Genomic DNA, 20687 nt, shown 5'->3' with positions numbered 1-20687 from the left:
CTGCATTCTGCAGCGGGTGTCCGGGAGGGCTCTCTGCGCTGGCGGGAAAGGGGCAGGTCAGTCGTGGCCGATCTTGCGGTCGCGGCCGGCAGCAAGCCCGGCGATCAGCGCGCCGAGCACGATCAGCGCCAGCAGCGGACCGGTGGCCTGCCAGCTGCCGCTCCACTCGCGGACCATGCCGATGGTCAGCGGACCCAGCGCCGCCAGCGTGTAGCCGAGCCCCTGGGCCATGCCGGACAGCTGCGCGGCGGTGGTGGCATTGCGGGTGCGCAGTACCAGCAGCGACAGCGCCAGGCTGAAATTGCCGCCCTGACCGAGGCCGAGCACCACGGCCCACAGCGGCAGCTGTGTGGCCGGCGCATACAGGCAGCCGAACAGGCCGGCAGCGGTCAGGGTCAGCATCAGTACGATCGGGCCGCGCTGGTCGCGGGCGCGGCGCGCCAGCCATGGCCCGCCGAGCGAGGTGATCAGCTGCATCATGACCGAGACCGACATCCAGCCCCCGGCTGCCAGCGGCGTCAGTCCGCGTGCCTGCAGAATGGACGGCAGCCAGCCGAAGACGATATAGGCCGTCGATGACTGCAGGCCCATGAACAGCGTGACCTGCCAGGCCAGCGGCTCGCGCCACAGCCGGGCCGGGACCTGTGCCTGGCTGTTCAGCGTATGGGCATGGCGCACCTGCGGCAGCCACAGCAGCGCGGCGAGCACGGCCAGCAGCGCCCAGCTGGCGATGGCCGGCCTCCAGCTGCCGAAATACTGCGCCAGTGGCACGGTAAAGCCTGCTGCCAGTGCCGCGCCGGCGCACAGCGCCATGGTGTAGACCCCGGTCATCAGATCGGCCTGGGCCGGAAAGTTGCGCTTGACGATGCCGGGCAGCAACACCCCGGCGATGCCGATGCCGGCCCCGGCGATCACGGTGCCGGCAAACAGGCCGGGGATGCCGAAGCGGGTGCGCAGCAGCATGCCGCCGGCCAGCACGGCCAGCGCGACCAGGATGCCGCGCTCGGGGCCGATGCGGCGGGCCAGCAGCGGAGCCAGCGGCGCGAACAGGCCGAGGCAGAACACCGGGAGCGTGGTCAGCCAGCCAGCCGTGACGGCAGACAGCCCGAGCGTGAGCCGGATGTCTTCCAGTACCGGCGAGATGCTGGACAGGGCCGGTCGCAGGTTCAGACCGACCAGAATAATGCCGGCAAGCAGCAGGGCGTGGCCGTGACGGGCGGGCAAAATATCGGGAACGGCGGACACGGCGGCGCTCGCAGCAAACGGGGGCTGGCACTATTTCATCCGCACCGGCGGGCGTCAACCTGACTGGCGCAAGGGGCTTGCCGTCGCACACGCATAAGGAAAGCGCCAAACGATACAGCGGCGTGCGGACGATGGCGCTAAGATGCCGCATTCAACATTACCGCCTGTCGCTCCGATGTCCCGTCCCGTTTTCAAAACCCTGGAAGATTTCATCGGCAATACGCCGCTGGTCCGGCTCAAGCGTCTGCCCGGGCAGACGACCAATACCCTGTTGCTGAAGCTGGAAGGCAACAACCCGGCCGGTTCGGTCAAGGACAGGCCGGCGATCAACATGATCCGCGCCGCGCAGGCACGGGGCGACATTCATCCCGGCGATACGCTGATCGAGGCCACCAGCGGCAATACCGGTATCGGACTGGCGATGGCCGCCGCGGTGATGGGCTACCGGATGATCCTGGTCATGCCGGACAGCTCCAGCGCCGAACGCGTGGCGACGATGAAAGCCTATGGTGCCGAGGTGGTGCTGACGCCGTCGGCGCTGTCGATGCCGGGCTCGATCGACGAGGCTAACCGGCTGCGTGATGCCGGCACCGGCATCATCCTCGACCAGTTCGCCAACCCGGACAACCCGGCCGCGCACGTGGCGTCGACCGGCCCGGAAATCTGGCGCGATACCGCCGGTACCGTCACCCACTTCGTGTCCAGCATGGGCACCACCGGCACGGTGATGGGGACCGGGCGCTACCTGAAACAGCAGAACCCGGCCATCCGCATCATTGGCGTACAGCCGGAATCCGGCAGCCAGATTCCCGGCATCCGCAAATGGGAAGACCCGTACGTGCCGGCGATCTGCGATTTCGACCAGCTCGACCAGCTCGAGCACGTCAGTCAGGCCGAAGCCGAGGACACCACCCGCCGGCTGGCGCGCGAGGAGGGGATCTTTGCCGGTCCGTCCGGCGGCGGAGCGCTGGCCGTGGCGCTGCGGCTGTCGGCACAGCTCGACAATGCGGTCATCGTGTCGATCCTGCCGGATCGCGGCGACCGCTACATCTCGACCGGGCTGTTCCCGGCGTAAGGGCCGGGCGGAAACGGCGGGCTGATGCCGGCCGTCCCGCCCCCCGGCATCAGCCCGGGAAGAACAGCAGGTTCGGTCCGGCGCGCTCGAAGCCCTTTTCATCCATGGCCAGATCCAGCGTCAGCGTGGCGATGTCATCGGCCAGCACGTCGCCGTTCTGCGCCTTGCCCGGATCGAGCATCTTCAGATATGCATGGCAATCGCCACACCCTTCCGCCCGCATCGGCGGTTGCTGGCGTTCGGTCGGGCGTCCGTCGTCTTCGGTCTCCAGCGACCAGTAGCCAATGTCATGGGTGCCGCCGCACTGGGTGCAGCTCGACCGCACCTTGTGCCATTCGGTTTCGCACAGACTGCAGTGCAGATAGCGCAGGCCGTCGGCGCCGGGGCGGATACGGCTGGCGGTCGGCGCGGCGCCACAGGCCGGACAGCCATGGGCATGCACATACGGGTTGCCGACCTGCAGCGGTGACAGCTGTGCGGCCAGACGATTGAAATACACCTGCAGCGCGGCGGCGACAAAGGGCGCCTCGGCGCGGTCGAGCCCGCTCCAGTCGCCGGACAGCAGCTGTGTCGCGCGCCGTTCGAGCCCGTCTGCGTCACTGGCGGCCAGCCGCTCGAGCACGGTCCGGGTTTCGGCCGGCAGCGCCGGATCGGCAGCCAGCGTGGCGAGCAGATGCGCCAGCAGCGTCCGCCAGACCGGATCGCGCGGCCAGCCTTCGGTGCCGAGCGGCGGCAGGTCGTGCAGCGCGCACTGGTCCCAGTAGCGCTGTTCGCGCACCGGCGCGGCCACGTCGACCTCGCTGGCGGCGGCAGCCTGCGCGTGGCTGATCGCGGCGCACAGGCGCAGATAGGCTTCCAGCGCGTGTCCCGGCGCCAGTTCGTTGAAACGGTTCGCCCGCGCCGCATACGGCGGGGTCGACTCGGGCAGGAAGAACGGCACGATGGTGGTCGACGATTGCGCCAGTTGGTCCTGCGGGAGAATTCTGAGAGACATGGAGGCTCCGGTTGAACGGTCGTACGGCCGGTCGCCATGGGCGGGCCGAATTGACCGTGATTATCCCACATCCGTGCGCGGGCTCCGCCGCCGGCGCCGGAATGAAAAACAGCAGGCCGATGGCCTGCTGTCGGGGACTGACAAAGGGGCTTATTTCCGCGGCTTCGCCTGCATCTCGCGCAGCCACTTCGGATGGTGGACCCGTGCCCAGCTGGTGGTGACCACGCCTTCGACCATGGCCCGGATCGTGCCCTTGACCCAGATTGCCGCATAGACGTGGATGATGATGCCGGCGATCAGGATCAGCGCCGACCAGGCATGGAACAGCAGGGCCAGGCGGATCAGCGGGATCGGGAACATCGGCGCGAAGTACGGTCGCCACATGATGAAGCCGGTGACCAGCATCACCAGCAGGCAGCCGGCCATCAGCCAGAACATGCCCTTCTGGCCGCCGTTGTACTTGCCGGTGTCACCGACCTCGCCGCCCTTCAGCACCGTGCCGACCGCCATCATCCACTTGATGTCCTCGCGGTTGACCAGGTTGTGCTTCCAGTAGCGCAGGAACATGACCGAGAAGCCGGTGAACATCACCACGCCGACGAACGGATGGATGATGCGCGCCAGCTGCGGCGTGCCGAACACGCCGGTCAGCCAGAAGAACGCCGGATAGAACAGCGCCAGACCGGACAGCGCCAGCAGCACGAAGCAGAAGGCGACGATCCAGTGGTTGATCCGCTCGATGGCGCGGTAACGGACAATGAGGTTCTCACGACTCATTTCGGTTGCTCCTCGTCGTTGTCGTCATCGGTGCGGTTCGGGCCCACGGTGATGTAATGGAAGAAGCCGAACAGGCCGGCGGCGGCGATGCCGACGGTGGCCAGCGGCTTCAGCAGGCCCTTCCACAGGCTGACCACCGGGCTGATGGCCGGGTCCTTCGGCAGGCCGTGATACAGCTCCGGCCGGTCGGCGTGGTGCAGCACGTACATGACGTGGGTGCCGCCGACGCCTTGCGGATCGTACAGCCCGGCGTTGTCATAGCCGCGCGATTTCAGGTCCTCGACCCGTTCGCCGGCGAAGGTCTTCATGTCCTCCTTGCTGCCGAAGCGGATCGCGCCGGTCGGACAGGTCTTGACGCAGGCCGGTTCCTGGCCGACCGACACCCGGTCGGAACACAGCGTGCACTTGTACGCCTTGTTGTCGACCGGGTTCAGACGCGGAATGTTGAACGGACAGCCGGATATGCAGTAGCCGCAGCCGATGCAGTTCTCTTCCTGGAAGTCGACGATGCCGTTGCTGTACTGGATGATCGCGCCGGGCGACGGGCAGGCTTTCAGGCAGCCCGGTTCGCTGCAGTGCATGCAGCCGTCCTTGCGGATCAGCCATTCCAGCTTGCCGTTTTCCTCGACCTCGGCATAACGCATCACCGTCCACGACTGGGCGGTGAGGTCGGCCGGGTTGTCGTAGACGCCGACGTTGTCGCCGATCTCGTCGCGCAGGTCGTTCCACTCCGAGCAGGCGACCTGACAGGCCTTGCAGCCGATACAGGCCGACACGTCGATCAGCTTGGCGACTTCCAGCGTGTGCCGGGCCTGTGGCGGGGCGGTCGGGCTCGCGGAGCGGCGGGTGATGTCAAGCGATTGCAGTGCCATGGTCCGCCCTCCTTAGGCTTTTTCCAGATTGACGAGGAATGACTTGAACTCCGGCGTCTGCGTGTTCGCGTCACCGACGAACGGCGTCAGCGTATTGGCGATAAAGCCCTTCTTCGCCACGCCCTCGTAGCCCCAGTGGATCGGGACGCCGATGTGGTGCACGGTCTTGCCGTTGACCGTCAGCGCCTTGATCCGCTTGGTCACCACCGCGCGAGCCTTGATATAGCCGCGCATCGAGCTGACCTTGACCATGTCGCCATGGCTGATGCCTTTTTCCTTTGCCAGCGCCTCGCCGATTTCGACAAACTGCTCCGGCTGCATGATGGCGTTCAGCCGCACGTTCTTGGTCCAGTAGTGGAAGTGCTCGGTCAACCGGTAAGTGGTGCCGACATACGGGAACTTGTCGTGCTCGCCGAGCTGCGCGCGGTCGTCCTTGAACATGCGCACGGCCGGATTGCTGATCACCTTCGGGTGCAGCGGGTTGGTGCCGATCGGCGATTCCATTGGCTCGTAGTGCTCGGGGAACGGACCTTCGGCCATCTTGTCGATGGCGAAGAAGCGCGCGACTCCTTCCGGCTGCATGATGAACGGGTTCATCGGGCTGCCCGGCGGCTCGTCGATCTTGAAGTCGGGCACATCGGCGCCGACCCACTTCTCGCCATTCCACTTGAACAGCGAGCGGGCCGGATCCCATGGCACCCCGTTGCGGTCCATCGATGCACGGTTGTACAGGATGCGGCGGTTGGCCGGCCACGCCCATGCCCAGCCGAGCGTATTGCCGAGGCCGGACGGATCGGCATTGTCGCGCCGCGCCATCTGGTTGCCGGCCTGGGTCCAGGAACCGGCGAAGATCCAGCACCCGCTGGCGGTGCTGCCGTCAGCCTGCAGTACGGCAAAGCCGGGCACCTGCTCGCCCTTTTTCGCCAGGAACTGGCCGGGGTTCTTCGGGTCCGGAATGTCGGCCAGTGCCGTACCGTTGAGTTCCTTTGCCAGTTCTTCCGGCATCGGCGCATGCGGTATGCGGTACTTCCACGACAGGTTCATGATCGGATCGGACGGTGCGCCGCCTTCGGCGCGATACAGCTCGCGCAGCTTCAGGAACAGCCCGGCCATGATCTCGACGTCGGGAATGGCTTCGCCCGGTGCATCGGCACCCTTCCAGTGCCACTGCAGCCAGCGGCCGGAGTTGACGATGGCGCCGTCTTCTTCGGCAAAGCAGGTCGTCGGCAGACGGAACACTTCGGTCTTGATGCTGGCGGTGTCGACGTCGTTCTGCTCGCCGTGGTTCTGCCAGAAAGTCGAAGTGTCGGTCGCCAGCGGATCCATGATGACCAGATACTTCAGCTTCGACAGGGCGGCGATGGTCTTGTTCTTGTTCGGGAACGCGGCCACCGGGTTGAAGCCCTGGCAGAAGTAGCCGTTCATCTTGCCCTGCTTCATCAGCTCGAACACCTGCAGCACGTCGTAGGACTTGTCCCACTTCGGCAGCCAGTCGAAGCCCCAGTTGTTGTCCGCCGTGGCGTTGTCGCCGAACCAGCACTTCATCAGGCTGACGAAGAACTTCGGCGTATTGCCCCAGTAGTTCATCTGGTCCGGACGCGTGGCCTTCGGCGTGGCCTGGGTGATGTAGGTCGCGTAGTCGGTCTGCTTCTCGCTCGGCAGGTTCAGATAGCCGGGCAGGTTGGTCGACAGCAGGCCAAGGTCGGTCAGACCCTGGATGTTCGAGTGGCCGCGCAGGGCGTTGATGCCGCCGCCGGCCATGCCCATATTGCCGAGCATGGTCTGCACCATGGCCATGGTGCGGATGTTCTGCGCGCCGATCGAGTGCTGGGTCCAGCCGAGTGCGTACAGGAAGGTCGCGACCTTGTCGCGCTTCGCGCATTCGCCAAGCATCTCGCACACCTTCAGGAACTGGTCCTTCGGCGTACCGGTGATGCTGCTGACCATGTCGGGGGTATAGCGGCTGTAGTGGTCCTTCATCAGGTTCCACACGCAGCGCGGATCGGTCAGGGTGTCGTCCACGCGGGCCATGCCGTTCTCGTCCAGCTGGTAGTTCCAGCTCGACTTGTCGGCATACTTGCCGTTGCTCGCGTCCCAGCCCGAGAACAGGCCGTCGTCGAACGCGTAATCGTCGCGCACGATGAAGCCTGCGTTGGTGTACGACTTTACGTACTCCCAATTGATCTTGTCGTTGGCAATCAGCCAGTTGATGACACCGCCAAGGAAGGCGATGTCGGTGCCGCTGCGGATCGGCGCGTAGTAATCGGCGACCGAGGCGGAACGGGTGAAGCGCGGGTCGACCACCACGAGCTTGGCGCCGCGGGTCTGTTTGGCTTCGATAACCCAGCGGAAACCGACCGGGTGGGCTTCAGCGGCATTGCCGCCCATGATGATGACCAGATCGGCATTCTTGATGTCGACCCAGTGGTTGGTCATGGCGCCACGACCGAATGTTGGGGCAAGACTTGCCACCGTCGGACCGTGTCAAACGCGCGCCTGGTTGTCGAACGAAAGCATGCCGAGGCTGCGCACGACCTTGTGCGTCAGATGGCCGGCTTCGTTGCTGGAGGCGGATGCGGCGAGGAAGCCGGTAGTCAGCCAGCGATTGACGGTCACGCCGGCGGCGTTCTTCTCGATGAAGTTCGCATCGCGGTCGGCCTTCATCAGTTTGGCGATGCGGGCGAACGCGTCATCCCAGCTGATGCGCTGCCACTTGTCGCTGCCGGGGGCGCGATATTCGGGGTGCTTCAGACGATTGTCGCTGTGCACGAAGTCGAGCAGGCCGGCGCCCTTCGGACAGAGTGCGCCGCGGCTGACCGGGTGATCCGGGTCGCCTTCGATGTGGAAAATCTCCGCCTTGGCATTCTTGGCGCCGTCGCCGAGGCTGTACATCAGCAGGCCACAGCCTACTGAACAGTATGTACAGGTGTTGCGGGTTTCCGTCGCTCGCTGCAGCTTGTAGGCGCGCACGTCGGCAAAAGCCGTCGATGGCAGCACCCCCAGGGCGGCGAGACTCGAACCAGCGACACCGCCTGCGCAGATCTTGAAGAACTGCCGTCGGTTTACCTGCATGGATTGGCCTCCGATGGGTCAGGGTTGTTCTTTTTCATGACATGTCCGCTTTCGGTATAGCAGGGTGGTGGCCCGGCAGGACATGGCGATACCGCCACCATGATAACGGCTGGGTGCGGACAGTGACCAGCACTGTCCGGGGCACGGGCGGGTGACCCGCCATGCCGGCAGCCTGTAAAATCGGCGTTTTACCCAGGTTGCGATATGTCCGACGTCCAGTTCGATACCCCGATTCTTCCGACCCGCCCCTGCCGGGTGCGCCGGGTATCCGCCGATGGCGCCCGCGACCATGAGGATCTGCTGGCGACCGAAGTGCCGGTGGCGCTGGTGTTCAACGGACTGTCGCATGTGGTGATGATGTGTTCGCCGCTCGATCTCGACGATTTTGCCCTCGGCTTCAGCCTGTCCGAGGGCATTGTCGGGCGGCGCGAGGAGATCTTTTCCATCGAGACCGTCGAGCGCGCGGCCGGCATCGAACTGCATCTGGAGCTGGCGTCGGCGCGCTTCAGCGCGCTGAAGGAACGACGGCGGCAACTGACCGGGCGTACCGGCTGCGGACTGTGCGGGGTGGAAAGCCTGCAACAGGCGATCCGGCCGGTCGGCCATGTCGGACAGACGCTGCAGCTGGCCCCCGGCGCGCTTGGCCGCGCGCTGGCGGAACTGGAAACCGGGCAGACGCTGGCCATGGAGACCGGCTGCACCCACGCCGCGGCCTGGTGTGCGCCGGACGGGAGCGTGGTGGCGGTGCGTGAGGACGTGGGCCGGCATGTGGCTTTCGACAAGCTGATCGGCGCCCGTGCCCAGGCCGACTGGGGCGCGGGCTTTGCGCTGCTGAGCAGTCGCGCCAGCTACGAGCTGGTGCACAAGGCGGCGGCGGTCGGCATCGAGCTGCTGGCGGCCATGTCCGCCCCGACCGCGCTGGCGGTCGAACTGGCGCAGGCATCCGGGCTGACGCTGGCCGCCTTTGTCCGCAAACAGCGCTACGGGCTCTACAGTCATCCGGCGCGGGTGCCGGACAGCGCGCCTCAGCACTGAGTTTCGTTCGTTTTTCCGGGCAGGATTGCCACAGGATCGAAAATGCCCTGAAACGGTCGTGATGCGCCGTTTTATTCCACTACACTGGCATTTTCTGCCACGCTTCGCGGCCGGGCTTTTATCTGCCGCATCGCATCGCATTCGTAACCGCGTGCGCGGGGTCCCCGCGCCATGCCGCGCGGCTATCCTTTTCAGGCCCGGTATGGTAAGAATCCTGTCACAAATTTCTTATCACCCACGCAGTTAGCAACATGGCACTCATTGTTCAGAAATACGGCGGCACGTCGGTGGGCTCGGCAGAGCGCATCAAGAACGTGGCCCGCCGCGTCGCCAAGTGGAAGGCGCAAGGGCATGGACTGGTCGTGGTCGTTTCGGCCATGAGCGGGGAAACCAACCGCCTGATCGCACTGGCGAAGGAAATCCAGCCGGATCCCGATCCGCGCGAGCTCGACGTCATCGCCGCCACCGGCGAGCAGGTCACCATCGGCCTGCTGTCGATGGCGCTGAAGGAAATCGGCATCGACGCCGTCAGCTACACCGGCTGGCAAATGCCGATGATCACCGACAGCGCACATACCAAGGCCCGCATCCAGTCGATCTCCGACGAGAAAATGCGCGCAGACCTCGACGCCGGTCGCGTCGTGGTCGTCGCCGGTTTCCAGGGCATCGACGAGACCGGCAGCATCACCACGCTCGGCCGTGGCGGCTCGGATACGTCGGCGGTGGCGATTGCCGCCGCGCTGAAAGCGGACGAGTGCCAGATCTACACCGATGTCGACGGCGTCTACACCACCGATCCGCGCGTGGTGCAGGAAGCCCGTCGCCTGAAGACCATCACCTTCGAAGAAATGATCGAGATGGCATCGCTCGGTTCGAAGGTGCTGCAGATCCGTTCGGTGGAATTCGCCGGCAAGTACAAAGTGCGGCTCCGCGTGCTGTCTTCGTTCGAAGACGAAGGCGAGGGTACGCTGATCACGTTTGAGGAAGATGAGACTATGGAAAAGGCCGTCGTCGCCGGTATCGCGTTCGACCGTAACGAAGCCCGCATCAATGTGAAGGGCGTGCCGGACAAGCCGGGCATCGCCTATCAGATCCTCGGGCCGGTGTCGGATGCGAATATCGAAGTGGACATGATCATCCAGAACGTCGGCGACAACGGCACCACGGACTTCTCGTTCACCGTGCCGCGCGGCGAATACCAGAAGGCGCTGGCCATCCTGCGCGACGTGCAGAGCCACCTCGGCGCGGCCGACGTCAATGGCGATGACAAGATCGCCAAGGTGTCGATCGTCGGCGTCGGCATGCGTTCGCACTGTGGCATTGCCAGCACCATGTTCCGTACCCTGGCCGAAGAGGGCATCAACATCCAGCTGATCTCGACCTCCGAGATCAAGGTGTCGGTGCTGATCGACGAGAAGTACCTGGAACTGGCCGTGCGCGTGCTGCACAAGGCATTCGGCCTCGATCAGGCCTGAAACTTCAGTTTCGACGACTGCTGATAAAGGCGGGCACCGACGGTTGCAGTAGCGTCGGTGCATGCCCGACTGACAGAAGCTGTCGTGAGCATGGCAGTCTGCCTGATTGAATCCTGCCCCTTCCGTCCCCGTCGTCGCGGGGAAACCTCGCTGCGCTCGTCCTGCGCTGCGGGGTTTATGGATAGTCCGAGACCGCCAGCATGGCGGTCTTTTCATTTCCGTTCAGTGACTTGCGTTCGCCAGTCGAATCCAGCCTCGCATAGCTGTTGACGACAGCGCGCCCAGCACGTATATTTCGCATCCTCTTGACGGAGAAATGGCCGAGAGGTCGAAGGCACTCCCCTGCTAAGGGAGCATACGGGCCAAAACCCGTATCGAGGGTTCGAATCCCTCTTTCTCCGCCATACCCAAACACGAAAGCCCTGACTTGTCAGGGCTTTTTTGTTTTTCCGGCCATGTGGTATGCCATTGAGTGTGCCATTCTCGTTGGCTGTGACTGGATGCTGTTGGACATGTGTCCAAGGACGACTCTGGTAGGTACTGAGGGGGGGCATGCTGCTGCGGGCATCAGAATGCTCAAGCTCTGTGCAAAGCAGACATCATTGCGCTTGGCGCAGGGGGTATCCGCCACGATCTGCAACCTGATCTTAGTGGCCTCGTGTTTGACTGCAAGTCGGCCTATGCCGACGATCGGCTGTTCGGAGGGGGGGGGCGAAGTCCGCCAGACAACAGTCATTCAAGGGCGAGCTGAGGTTAACGGCAACTTCACTAATTGGCGAACTGGTGCCCTCGATCCCAAGCCGTTCTTGGAGCTTTGGGGCTACAGGCTTTCAACGTTGAGCGGCCTGCTTAGTTGCGTGGATAGACTGCTGGTTCATATGTCTGCTGGCATAATGCATACAACATACTTACAATGAACGTTGATAGCGCAAAGGGCTACTATGATTGCCTCCTCGAACTTCATAAACTCTTTAAATGATTCAAAGCACCAGGAGGAAGAGTGCCAGCCCAGAAGAGTGCGTGAGGCGTCTCCGAAAATCACCTTGAGTCTGTCCACGCCGACCGAGATCTACTCAGCTATCCTTGGGGAAGTGGAAAATTTGTTCAGCCAGATCACGGGGGGGTATCACGAATCCGAGCAGATCAGCGAAGCCCAGAAGCAATGCCACGAGCTTCTGAGTGCGATCCAGAGCAAGGTCAGCAAGAAGGTTACTGAACTTGAAAGCAATGCGGAGTGGGATGCATTCACGATCGCGTTCTACGGTGAAACCAACGCAGGCAAATCTACCATCATCGAGACCCTACGGATCCATCTGGCCGAGGTGAGCAAGAGGGCTGAGCGGGATGCGTTCATCACAGTGATGGCGAAAGCGGGACTCTCGAAAGCAACCTTCGAAAGCGCACAGCACTCCGTGGAAAGTGCTAACCAACAGCTCATGGCCTTCGAATCCGATTTTGCTGCGCGCACTAGCGGCAATAAAAGTGAACTGGATGTACTGGAACACGCATTAGCCGCCCAGCAGCAACTTGTGATGAGTATTAAGGCCGCAGCCCCCTCTTGGAAAAAACTGTTCTTCCTGATATGGGCACCGAAAGAAGCGCGCGACGCTAAGCAGATGGCCGCTCAGTTGCAATCGAAAAAAGAGGAAACTGTACGTAACTTCGAGTCACTCAAGCAGCAGCATCACTCGCTCAAGGCTGCAAAAGCGGCCGCAGAGCAAGTGCTTGCGGGAATCACGTACAAACTGGATACCTTGGCCCAATTTGCCGACGGCCGCATCATCGGCGACGGCCAGTCCGACTTTACCAGAGAAACACGCGCCTACCGCTTCGAAACCGAACATGGCAAGTTTGTGCTGTTAGATGTCCCCGGCATTGAGGGCAAGGAGCAGGTCGTTATCGACGAGATCCTGGAAGCAGTTCAGAAAGCTCATGCGGTGTTCTACGTCACCAGCAAGGCTGCCCCACCGCAGAAAGGGGAAAAAAGACAAGCCGGTACACTTGAGAAGATCAAGGCTCATCTCAATGACCAGACCGAGGTCTGGACCATCTTCAATAAGCGCATTACCAATCCGATGCAGCTCAACGGCGAGATGGTTTCGGAAGATGAGCAAGCCAGTCTGAATATGCTCGACGCCGAAATGCGCAAGCAACTCGGAAAGAACTATGCAGGAACCATTACTGTCGCGGCTCGACCGGCATTCTTGGCGGTCGCCCAGTGTTTGGTGCCCTTCGGGCAGGATGAGAAGAACAAGGAAAAGTTTGTCACGAGATTCAGTACTGAGAAGCTGATCGAACGCTCCGGTCTCGCTGCGCTCTCGCAGAAGATCGGCGGGGAGATCCTTGCAGGCTTTCCCGCAAAAATCAGGAAAGCCAACTTCACCAAGGCTACAACAGTGCTGAACGAAGCAATCCTTGCGATCAAGGAGGTTCGTGAGAAAGGCATTGATCCGCTGATCGAGAGCCTCCGGAAAACGGAAGCTGCGGCGTCAACCCAGCTCACGGGGGCACTTGAGGAGCTGAATGCGGATTTCATCGCCGAAACTGACAACCAGATCGAAAAATTCAAGAGCTCAGCACGCCAAAAAATTTATCGAAAGATTGATCGCGACATTTCGAACGACGACTTCAAGGATGCGCTTGAGTCAATTCTGGAAACAGAGCTTTCGGACCTTAACACCCGTATTGTCCAAGCAGCAGAGGTGGTTTTCGATAAGTTCAAGAAGTCGGCAAAACGTGCACTTGAAGACTATAAGCGCCAGACTGCTGAACTCCAGAGTATTCACGGCGGATTCGATGGCGGCCGACTGCACTCCAGTTTTAATCTGAACATCAAGATCGACAATGGCATCAATGCAGCGGGGCTCGTCAGTGCGCTGATCGGTGGGGCTTTGCTGTGGTGGAACCCGGGAGGCTGGATCATCGTCGCGGCCGGTGTTGTAACAACCCTGGTGGGGGTTTACAAGGCTGTTCGCTCGCTTTTTAGCTCCGACTACAAGAAGCAGCAGCAGCGCGAGGCTGCTGACAAGAACATCAGCAACGTCGGTTGGGAGGTAGGGTCTTCTGCCTCCTTAACCGCACGCGGAGCTATCGACAAAATCAGGGAGCAGTTGAAGGAAACCCAAGATTCCCTGAAGGAACCGATCCAAACCATGGCAATGGTCAGCGATGCACTGGGAGGCTCAGTCAAGTCGCTAACTGCGCTTTCGAATGCCGTTCAGACTCAAACCGTCGCGTAATGGAAAGACTAGATGAACAACACGCTTAACGCCTTTGAGCTAACCAAACGCGCCTCAATCGAGGTGCTGAAGCAGCTTATCGACTTCCTTTCCGAAGGTGAGATACTTGGTGTCAACATCGACGCAGGTCTGCGAGACAAAATTGAGAAAGCCCTAAAAGAACTCCCCAGCGACAAGTTGAAGGTCGCGCTCATAGGAGGGTTCTCGGAAGGGAAAACCGCGATTGCTGCTGCCTGGCTTGAGAAGCTCGACAAGTCGAGCATGAGCATCAGCCATGCAGAGTCGTCAGATGAGGTGAAGATTTACGACATTGACTCGAAGCTCCAGATCATCGACACCCCGGGGCTCTTCGGCTTCAAGGAAAAGCAAGGCGAAAGCGGCTCGCTCGAGAAGTACAAGGACATCACCAAGAAGTATGTCAGCTCGGCTCACTTAGTGCTGTATGTCATGAACTCGACCAACCCGATCAAGGACAGCCATAAGGACGATCTTGAATGGCTCTACCGGACTCTGAACCTTCTCCCCAGAACGATCTTCGTCCTGAGCAGGTTTGATGAGGTGGCCGACGTTGAGGACGATCAGGACTACCAGAGCAGCTTTCAAGTCAAGAAGGCGAACGTATCTGGGCGTCTTGACGAAATGCTCAAACTCTCGGGCTCCGAGCGAAGCGGGTTGTCGATCGTTGCCGTAGCGGCAAACCCTTTCGATATGGGTACCGAGTACTGGCTAGCAAACCCTGAGAAATTCCGGGCGCTCTCCAGAATCAGTACCCTTCAGAATGCAACGACCGAACGCGTTCAAAAGTGTGGTGGCGCTCAGGCCATTCTTGTGGAGATGCAGAAGAGCATCGTGGCAGATGTGATCTCGAAGGAAATGCTGGTTGCTACCAAAAATTTCACAAGAATTGAAGAAGAGGAACGCCGCCTCAGAGAACTGAACGAGCGTAACTATGAAAAGCTTGGAGACATGAAGCAGCGCATCATATCTTCGCGCTCGTCCCTTTCTGAATTCGTCGCCAACCACTTCGCAGACATCATTCTGCAGGCTAGATCATGTGGACTTGACACGTTCGACAGTTTCTTCCAGAGGGAGATCGGCGCGGATGGTATCGTTTTACAGACTAAGCTACAAGCGGCGTTCGAGAAGCGACTCGGACCAATCGAGCTAGAGGCTAATCGCTCGATCACCAGCATTGACGCCGATGTCGGCGTGTTTAACACGGCAATCGGTGCACTTGGAAAACAAGGTCTGAACTTCGTTATCAGAAATAATGTCATCAATAACGGAACAATTCTGGCAACGCGAGACAGTGTTTTGGCTGCAACCAAAATAGTCGGCCTGGACCTTGCGAAATACCTGAAATTCAAACCCTATGGAGCTATTAATTTGGCAAAGGGCTTGAATGGTGCTCTGGCTTTAGTAGGAGTGGCACTCGAAATTTGGGACAGCTACGAAAAAGCTAAGCGCGAAGAAGAATTCAGGAACGGGATTGACCAGCTCGTCAGAAATTTTGAAGAGCAACGCCAGGAGCTCATCAATTCGTTAAACAACGGTGAATTCGTGGAGAGTTGCTGTTCCAACTTCAAAGTGTTTAAGCAAACGGTAGTGGATATCGACGCTAAGCTTGTTGCCTGTGCTGCGCTGCTCCAGAGATTCCGGACATGGAAGGAGTCAGGAGCCAAGATTGAAGCGCAGCTTGCCGCTCTGTACTGAGAGGAATGCCCAGCATCGATGGTGCAGCACTACTCAGAACCGCAATTGATATGATTCCACGCGACTGGAGCATGTTGTAAGGGCGACAGGATCCGGCACGAGCGCAAGCTGCTCGTGCACTTCGGGGTTTCGAAGTGCACACATGTTGGGTGTTCTCTTTGAGAAAATGGCCGATTGGCCGGCTTTTTCTGATTAACAGATTGTCTGAATCGACTGGGTGGGTGATCCATTAGGCCTGCGGATTCAACCGGTGGATGGTAATCCACCCGACAAGTAAGCGTCGAATGAAAGCTGGTCGATGGACTTTATGCACGACCAATTAGCCGATGGCCGTAGCATCCGGCTCTTCAACGTTATCGACGACTTCAACCGCGAAGGGCTGTGCATCGATGTGGACTTCTCCCTGCCGTCACTACGGGTGATTCGGGCGCTGGAGCAGATCATCGAGTGGCGAGGTCGACCACAGGCGATTCGGTGCGACAACGGCCCTGAATACGTCAGCGGAGCGTTGAAAGACTGGGCCGAAAAGCGCGGGATCAGGCTGCAGTTCATCCAGCCAGGCAGGCCCCAGCAGAACGCCTGTATCGAGCGGTACAACCGAACCGTACGGTATGACTGGCTGCGCATTACCTGTTCGAAACCGTCGCTGAGGTCCAGGACTACGCCACAAATGGCTATGGTCGTACAATCACGAACGCCCGAACATGGCCCTCGGCGGCATTACACCATAACAGCGATTGGCCATCATGGCCTAGCCTCTACTTCTGGCGACCGCTAAAAATGGGGGGAGTACCCTCTGCCGCAGCCAACCGGGCAGGATCAGCGGTGGTCGATGGACTTTGTTGCCGACACGCTGTGGAACGGCCGACGGATCCGGACGCTGACGGTCATTGACACCTGGAGCCGTGAATCACTCTGGATAGAGGTGGACCACTCCCCGTCTGAAGCGCGGTGTCGTCTATGGCGTTCATGACATGTTCCTGCCTGACGACTATCCCGCCGACTGGGAATCGCGGATTTACAACGAACAGTACCTGATGAGCGCCTACCTGCTGGGCGGCCATGGCGGGGACGAAATTTTCCTGCCCAACTGGTACATCCATACCTCTGACAACCAGAATCTGAAAGAGCTGCGTGAACAGATCTTCTCCGATCCCCATTACCAGGGATTGAACAAGGTTGGAACCTGCTTCTGGCTGAAACGGGCCTGAGCTGCCGGTCAGACGATAAAAGCCCCGATATATCCTGTCGGGGCTTTTTTTCGTCCGCCGCTTCGTGATCTGGCAACTGAACGGGCAATACGCATGCCGATCATGCACGGCATCAGCTGATGTCCATCTCCCCATCTTCTTTCCAGACCGCCTGACGGGCGGCACTGGCAAGCCGGTACTCGCCCGGGGTGACGCCATACGCCTGCTTGAACTGCCGGTTCAGATGGCTCTGGTCGGAGAAACCCAGGTGATGCGCGACCCGGAACGGCAGCCAGCCTTTCTTCAGCAATGACCGGGCTTCGGTCAGCCGGTGCTGCATCAGCCAGGCGTGCGGCGGCAGGCCGGTGGCCTGACGAAACACGCGGGCGAAATGGAATGGCGACAGCCCGGCTACCGCCGCCAGTTCTTCCAGCGACGGGGGGCAGGCGATCCGGCTGTCCAGCAGCTCCCTGGCCCTGACCACGGCGCCGGGGGCGGCGCCGGGCTGGCGGGGTTCGGCGACCCGGGCATGGCGCTGGACCAGCAGCAGCACGGCCTCGCGCCAGGCGGTCTGCTGCTCCAGTGCACTGGCGCCGCGTTCTGCCAGTCCGTGCAGCCAGCGAAAGGCCCGAGCCAGTTGCGGGTCGTGCAGCACACTGGACTTGAACAGCGGCAGGCCACTGCGCGGCAATGACAGCTCGTCCAGCACTTCGGTGATGCGTTCCCGCTCCGGGTAGAAGCCCCGGTAGCGCCAGCCCTGTTCGTGGGCCGTGGTGCCGGTATGCCGTTCTTCCGGGTTGATCAGCACCATACTGCCGACCGGCGCCAGATGCTCGCTGCCGCGATGCCAGAAAGTCTGGGCCCCGAACTCGATGATGGTGATCACATAGCTGTCGTGCACATGCGGGGCGAAGCGCTGATGCACGTAGTGGGCGTGCAGCAGTTCAATATTGCCCAGCGCGCTGGCCTGCCAGAAGCGGGTCCGTTCCTGTGGTGCGGTTTTCATGCGCTGCCAGGCCAGTTGCCAAGAACAAAGAAGAAGGTCATGCCTGCCAGCATGCTGAGCAAGGTGTTGCGGGTCAACAGCACCAGCACGATCGTCGCCAGCGCACTCAGCAGGTAAGGGTTGTCCGGGCGCAGGTCCAGTTGTCCGTCGTGCAGGAACACGATCGGCCCGCAGATGGCGGTCAGCATGCCGGGCACGGCGAAGCCGAGGAAGGCCCGGGCCTGCCGGCCCAGACGCAGTGGCAGGCGCGGTTCGAGAAACACATAGCGGTTGGCGAATACCACCAGACCCATGCCGATGATCAGGGCCGTCATCATCATGATTTTCCTTTGAGTTGCTGACAGACATAGCCGGCACTCATGCCGGCCAGCCCGGAAAGCACCAGGGCCGATTCCCAGTGCCAGTCGCTGAACAGCACCGAGCAGCACAGTGAGCACGCGACGCAGACCACCGTCGGCATGTTGCGCACCAGCGGCACGATCAGGGCAATGAAGGTGGCGACAATGGAGAAATCCAGCCCCAGGCGGTTCAGTTGCGGAATGCTGCTGCCCAGCACGATGCCGGCCAGGGTAAACAGGTTCCAGGCCAGATACAGCGTCAGGCCGACGCCCAGCGCGTACCAGCGGTTGAACTGCTGCAGGCCGGCACTGTTGACGGCGAAGAATTCGTCCGTCAGCAGAAAACCCAGCCCCAGGCGCCAGCGTGCCGGCAGACCGGACAGCGCCGGGCGCATCGTCAGGCCGTACAGCAGGTGCTGCGAGGTCAGCAGCAGGGTGGTCAGCAGGATCGAGAACAGCCCCGCGCCACTCTTGAGCATGCCGATGGCCACCAGCTGGGCTGCGCCGGCAAAAACGATGACCGACAGGCCCTGGCCTTCCCAGGGCGTGAGCTTCGCATCGATCGCCAGGGAGCCGGCCAGCATGGCCCATGGCGCAATGGCCAGCGACAGGGGCAGGATGGCGATCGCGCCGTGGACGAAGGCGCGGCGGGCGGGGAGGGGTGTGGACATGGTGGCAATGACGGGAAGGCTCGGAGCGGAAAGCATGCCTGAGCGCCCCCGGTGCTGCCTTGAACGATCTTGCGCTTGCTATGCTTTCGCCGGCACGGTGGCGGGCAGTTCCCGGCACAGCAGATGGTGGCCGTACAGTGCCATGCCCAGCACCACGAGCCCCGCCGCCAGGGCGACACTGAAGCCGGCGCGCGCGCCAAAGGCGTCCACGACCCAGCCCGACACGGCCGCACCGAGGGCAACGCCGATGCCGAGCCCGGTAATCAGCCAGGTCAGGCCTTCGGTCAGCCGGGCGCCCGGCACGATGGTTTCGACCAGGGTCATCGCGACAATCATGGTCGGGGAGAAAAATACGCCGGCGACCAGGACCACCAGCGACAGGCCGAGGATATCGCTGGCAAGCAGCAGCGGCAGGGTGGTGACGGCAGTGGCCAGCCCGGCGAACAGGAACAGGCGCGGCAGGGGAATGGACAGCCTCAGCGTGCCGAAGACCAGTCCGGCCAGACACGAGCTGACGGCGTAGACCGACAGCACGATGCTGGCGGCGGCGGGCTGGCCCTGCTGGGCGGCGAAGGCCACGCTGACCACGTCCACCGTGGCGGCAATGGCGCCCATCGCCATCAGCAGGACCACCAGCGCACGGATGCTGGCGGAACGCATGACCGATTCGCCATCGGTGGCGTGCCGGGCATGGACCGGGGGCTCGGTCGTGCGCTGTGCCACGAAGGCTGTCACGCCGATAGCCAGCAGCAGCAGGGCGACCAGCGGACCGGCCTCCGGAAATACCGCCACGCTCAGCCCGACCGACAATGGCGGGCCGACAATAAAGCACACCTCGTCCAGCACCGATTCCAGCGCATAGGCGGTCCGCAGCTGCGGCTTGCCGCGATAGACCTGGGTCCAGCGCGCGCGGGCCATGGCCGACATGCTGGGCATGCAGCCGGCCAGCGCGGCAAAGACGAACAGCGTCCAGGCGGGCGCCTGCAGCCGGGTACACAGCAGCAGGCCCAGCATCGCCGCTGCGCTGATGGCGGCGGCCACCGGCAGCACGCGCCCCTGGCCGTAACGGTCGACCCGGCGCGACACCTGCGGTGCGAACACGGCCGTGGCCAGGGCGAAGGTCGCGGCCACGGCGCCGGCCAGCCCGTAGCCGCCGCGCAGTTGCGACAGCATGGTGATAAGACCGATGCCGGTCATCGACACCGGCATGCGGGCCAGCAGCCCGGCCAGGGCGAAGCCTGTGGTGCCGGGGGCGTTGAACAGTTCGCGGTAGGAATTTGACATGACAACCAGCCTCTTGTGACCGCGCATGGAGAAAAAGATACGCGGCGTATGCGAATGCAGCGTATTGACGTACACTGCGTATGTCAATGAAAGCCTGATCCGGAAATGCCGATACCCCGCCGCGCCCGCGCCGACATGATTGATGAAACCCGTGCCAAACTGCTTGCCACTGCGCGGCGGGCATTCGGCTCACAGGGCTATGCCAATACGTCGATGGATGATTTCACCGCCGACGCCGGGCTGACCCGGGGCGCGCTCTATCATCACTTCGGTGACAAGAAAGGACTGCTGGCGGCGGTGGTCAGGGAGATGGACGCGGAGATGGATGCCCGGCTGCAGGCGGTGTCGGATGGTGCGGCCGATGCCTGGAGCGGTTTTCGCGATCGCTGCCGCGCCTACCTGCAAATGGCACAGGAACCGGAAATCCAGCGCATCGTGCTGCAGGATGCCTACGCGGTGCTCGGTGCCGCCATGCCGGCGGCGCAGCAGTACTGCATTCAGTCGCTGAACCAGTTGCTGGACGGGCTGATGCAGGCGGGCACGATCGAGCGCACCGATCCGGAGGCGCTGGCACGGCTGATCAATGGCAGCCTGGTGGATGCGGCGCTGTGGATCGCCGGCGGCGAGGCGGACAACGATCGCCTGCCGCGAGCGCTGGACGGGCTGGAATTGCTGCTGCGCGGATTGCGTACTCGCTGACG

The 20687-nt window shown here is 61.9% G+C and carries 16 protein-coding genes, 1 tRNA gene and 1 pseudogene; 9 read left to right on the top strand and 9 right to left on the bottom strand.

Going from position 1 to position 20687, the window contains the following annotated elements:
* Positions 1–57: 57 nt before the first annotated feature.
* Entirely contained in the window at positions 58–1245 is a 1188-nt protein-coding gene (locus tag ACYVG8_RS05430) for a CynX/NimT family MFS transporter (protein ID WP_051529007.1), read from the bottom strand.
* Positions 1246–1420: 175 nt separating this feature from the next.
* On the opposite strand from ACYVG8_RS05430, the gene cysM reads away from it, so the two are divergent.
* Positions 1421–2320, top strand: coding sequence for a cysteine synthase CysM (cysM, locus tag ACYVG8_RS05425; protein ID WP_028500079.1), 900 nt, complete (start codon positions 1421–1423; stop codon positions 2318–2320).
* 49 nt (positions 2321–2369) lie between these two features.
* On the opposite strand, the gene fdhE is transcribed toward cysM, so the two are convergent.
* The 4 genes from fdhE to fdnG form a co-directional block, all read right to left on the bottom strand.
* Positions 2370–3314 (bottom strand): formate dehydrogenase accessory protein FdhE, encoded by a 945-nt coding sequence (fdhE, locus tag ACYVG8_RS05420; RefSeq protein WP_051529008.1) that lies wholly within the window; start codon positions 3312–3314, stop codon positions 2370–2372.
* 150 nt (positions 3315–3464) lie between these two features.
* The gene (locus tag ACYVG8_RS05415; RefSeq protein WP_028500080.1) at positions 3465–4091 is read right to left on the bottom strand and encodes a formate dehydrogenase subunit gamma; all 627 of its coding nucleotides are present in this window, start codon (positions 4089–4091) and stop codon (positions 3465–3467) included.
* Complete coding sequence (gene fdxH / locus ACYVG8_RS05410; protein ID WP_107889514.1) at positions 4088–4963, bottom strand: formate dehydrogenase subunit beta; 876 nt, start codon at positions 4961–4963, stop codon at positions 4088–4090. The genes ACYVG8_RS05415 and fdxH overlap by 4 nt, the downstream gene beginning before the upstream one ends.
* A gap of 12 nt (positions 4964–4975) precedes the next feature.
* The gene (gene fdnG, locus ACYVG8_RS05405; protein ID WP_460745122.1) at positions 4976–8035 is read right to left on the bottom strand and encodes a formate dehydrogenase-N subunit alpha; all 3060 of its coding nucleotides are present in this window, start codon (positions 8033–8035) and stop codon (positions 4976–4978) included.
* Positions 8036–8239: 204 nt separating this feature from the next.
* On the opposite strand from fdnG, the gene fdhD reads away from it, so the two are divergent.
* The 7 genes and pseudogenes from fdhD to ACYVG8_RS05370 all read left to right on the top strand — a co-directional run bounded on the left by fdhD (position 8240) and on the right by ACYVG8_RS05370 (position 16708).
* Entirely contained in the window at positions 8240–9070 is an 831-nt protein-coding gene (fdhD, locus tag ACYVG8_RS05400) for a formate dehydrogenase accessory sulfurtransferase FdhD (RefSeq protein ID WP_107889516.1), read from the top strand.
* 251 nt (positions 9071–9321) lie between these two features.
* Entirely contained in the window at positions 9322–10545 is a 1224-nt protein-coding gene (locus ACYVG8_RS05395) for an aspartate kinase (RefSeq protein WP_028500511.1), read from the top strand.
* Between the two features lie 310 nt (positions 10546–10855).
* Positions 10856–10949: transfer RNA gene (locus ACYVG8_RS05390), tRNA-Ser, on the top strand.
* 639 nt (positions 10950–11588) lie between these two features.
* Positions 11589–13784: a P-loop NTPase family protein gene (locus ACYVG8_RS05385; protein WP_460745121.1), complete on the top strand. Its 2196-nt coding sequence runs from the start codon at positions 11589–11591 to the stop codon at positions 13782–13784.
* A 12-nt stretch (positions 13785–13796) separates the two neighbouring features.
* Positions 13797–15497 carry a LeoA/HP0731 family dynamin-like GTPase gene (locus tag ACYVG8_RS05380; protein ID WP_460745120.1) on the top strand — a complete coding sequence of 567 codons (1701 nt, stop codon included), beginning with the start codon at positions 13797–13799 and terminating at the stop codon, positions 15495–15497.
* A 283-nt stretch (positions 15498–15780) separates the two neighbouring features.
* A pseudogene (locus tag ACYVG8_RS05375) lies at positions 15781–16228 on the top strand (DDE-type integrase/transposase/recombinase); the annotation flags it as partial.
* Between the two features lie 243 nt (positions 16229–16471).
* Positions 16472–16708 (top strand): hypothetical protein, encoded by a 237-nt coding sequence (locus ACYVG8_RS05370; protein ID WP_460745119.1) that lies wholly within the window; start codon positions 16472–16474, stop codon positions 16706–16708.
* A gap of 112 nt (positions 16709–16820) precedes the next feature.
* Here ACYVG8_RS05370 and ACYVG8_RS05365 read toward each other — a convergent pair whose 3' ends face one another.
* The 4 genes from ACYVG8_RS05365 to ACYVG8_RS05350 form a co-directional block, all read right to left on the bottom strand.
* Positions 16821–17693 carry an AraC family transcriptional regulator gene (locus ACYVG8_RS05365; RefSeq protein ID WP_028500512.1) on the bottom strand — a complete coding sequence of 291 codons (873 nt, stop codon included), beginning with the start codon at positions 17691–17693 and terminating at the stop codon, positions 16821–16823.
* The gene (locus ACYVG8_RS05360) at positions 17690–18013 is read right to left on the bottom strand and encodes an AzlD domain-containing protein (RefSeq protein ID WP_036386973.1); all 324 of its coding nucleotides are present in this window, start codon (positions 18011–18013) and stop codon (positions 17690–17692) included. Before ACYVG8_RS05360 ends, ACYVG8_RS05365 begins: the two co-directional genes overlap by 4 nt.
* Positions 18010–18702, bottom strand: a complete 693-nt coding sequence (locus ACYVG8_RS05355) for an AzlC family ABC transporter permease (protein WP_112692295.1) — start codon at positions 18700–18702, stop codon at positions 18010–18012. Before ACYVG8_RS05355 ends, ACYVG8_RS05360 begins: the two co-directional genes overlap by 4 nt.
* 78 nt (positions 18703–18780) lie before the next feature.
* A complete protein-coding gene (locus ACYVG8_RS05350) occupies positions 18781–19986 on the bottom strand; it encodes an MFS transporter (protein ID WP_028500515.1) in 1206 nt (401 codons plus the stop codon).
* Between the two features lie 105 nt (positions 19987–20091).
* On the opposite strand from ACYVG8_RS05350, the gene ACYVG8_RS05345 reads away from it, so the two are divergent.
* A complete protein-coding gene (locus ACYVG8_RS05345; protein ID WP_036386974.1) occupies positions 20092–20685 on the top strand; it encodes a TetR/AcrR family transcriptional regulator in 594 nt (197 codons plus the stop codon).
* Positions 20686–20687: the final 2 nt, after the last annotated feature.

This window comes from Microvirgula curvata (assembly GCF_054781615.1).
The sequence above is the reverse complement of the archived record's forward strand: the minus strand, read 5'-3'. Positions and strand labels throughout refer to the sequence as shown.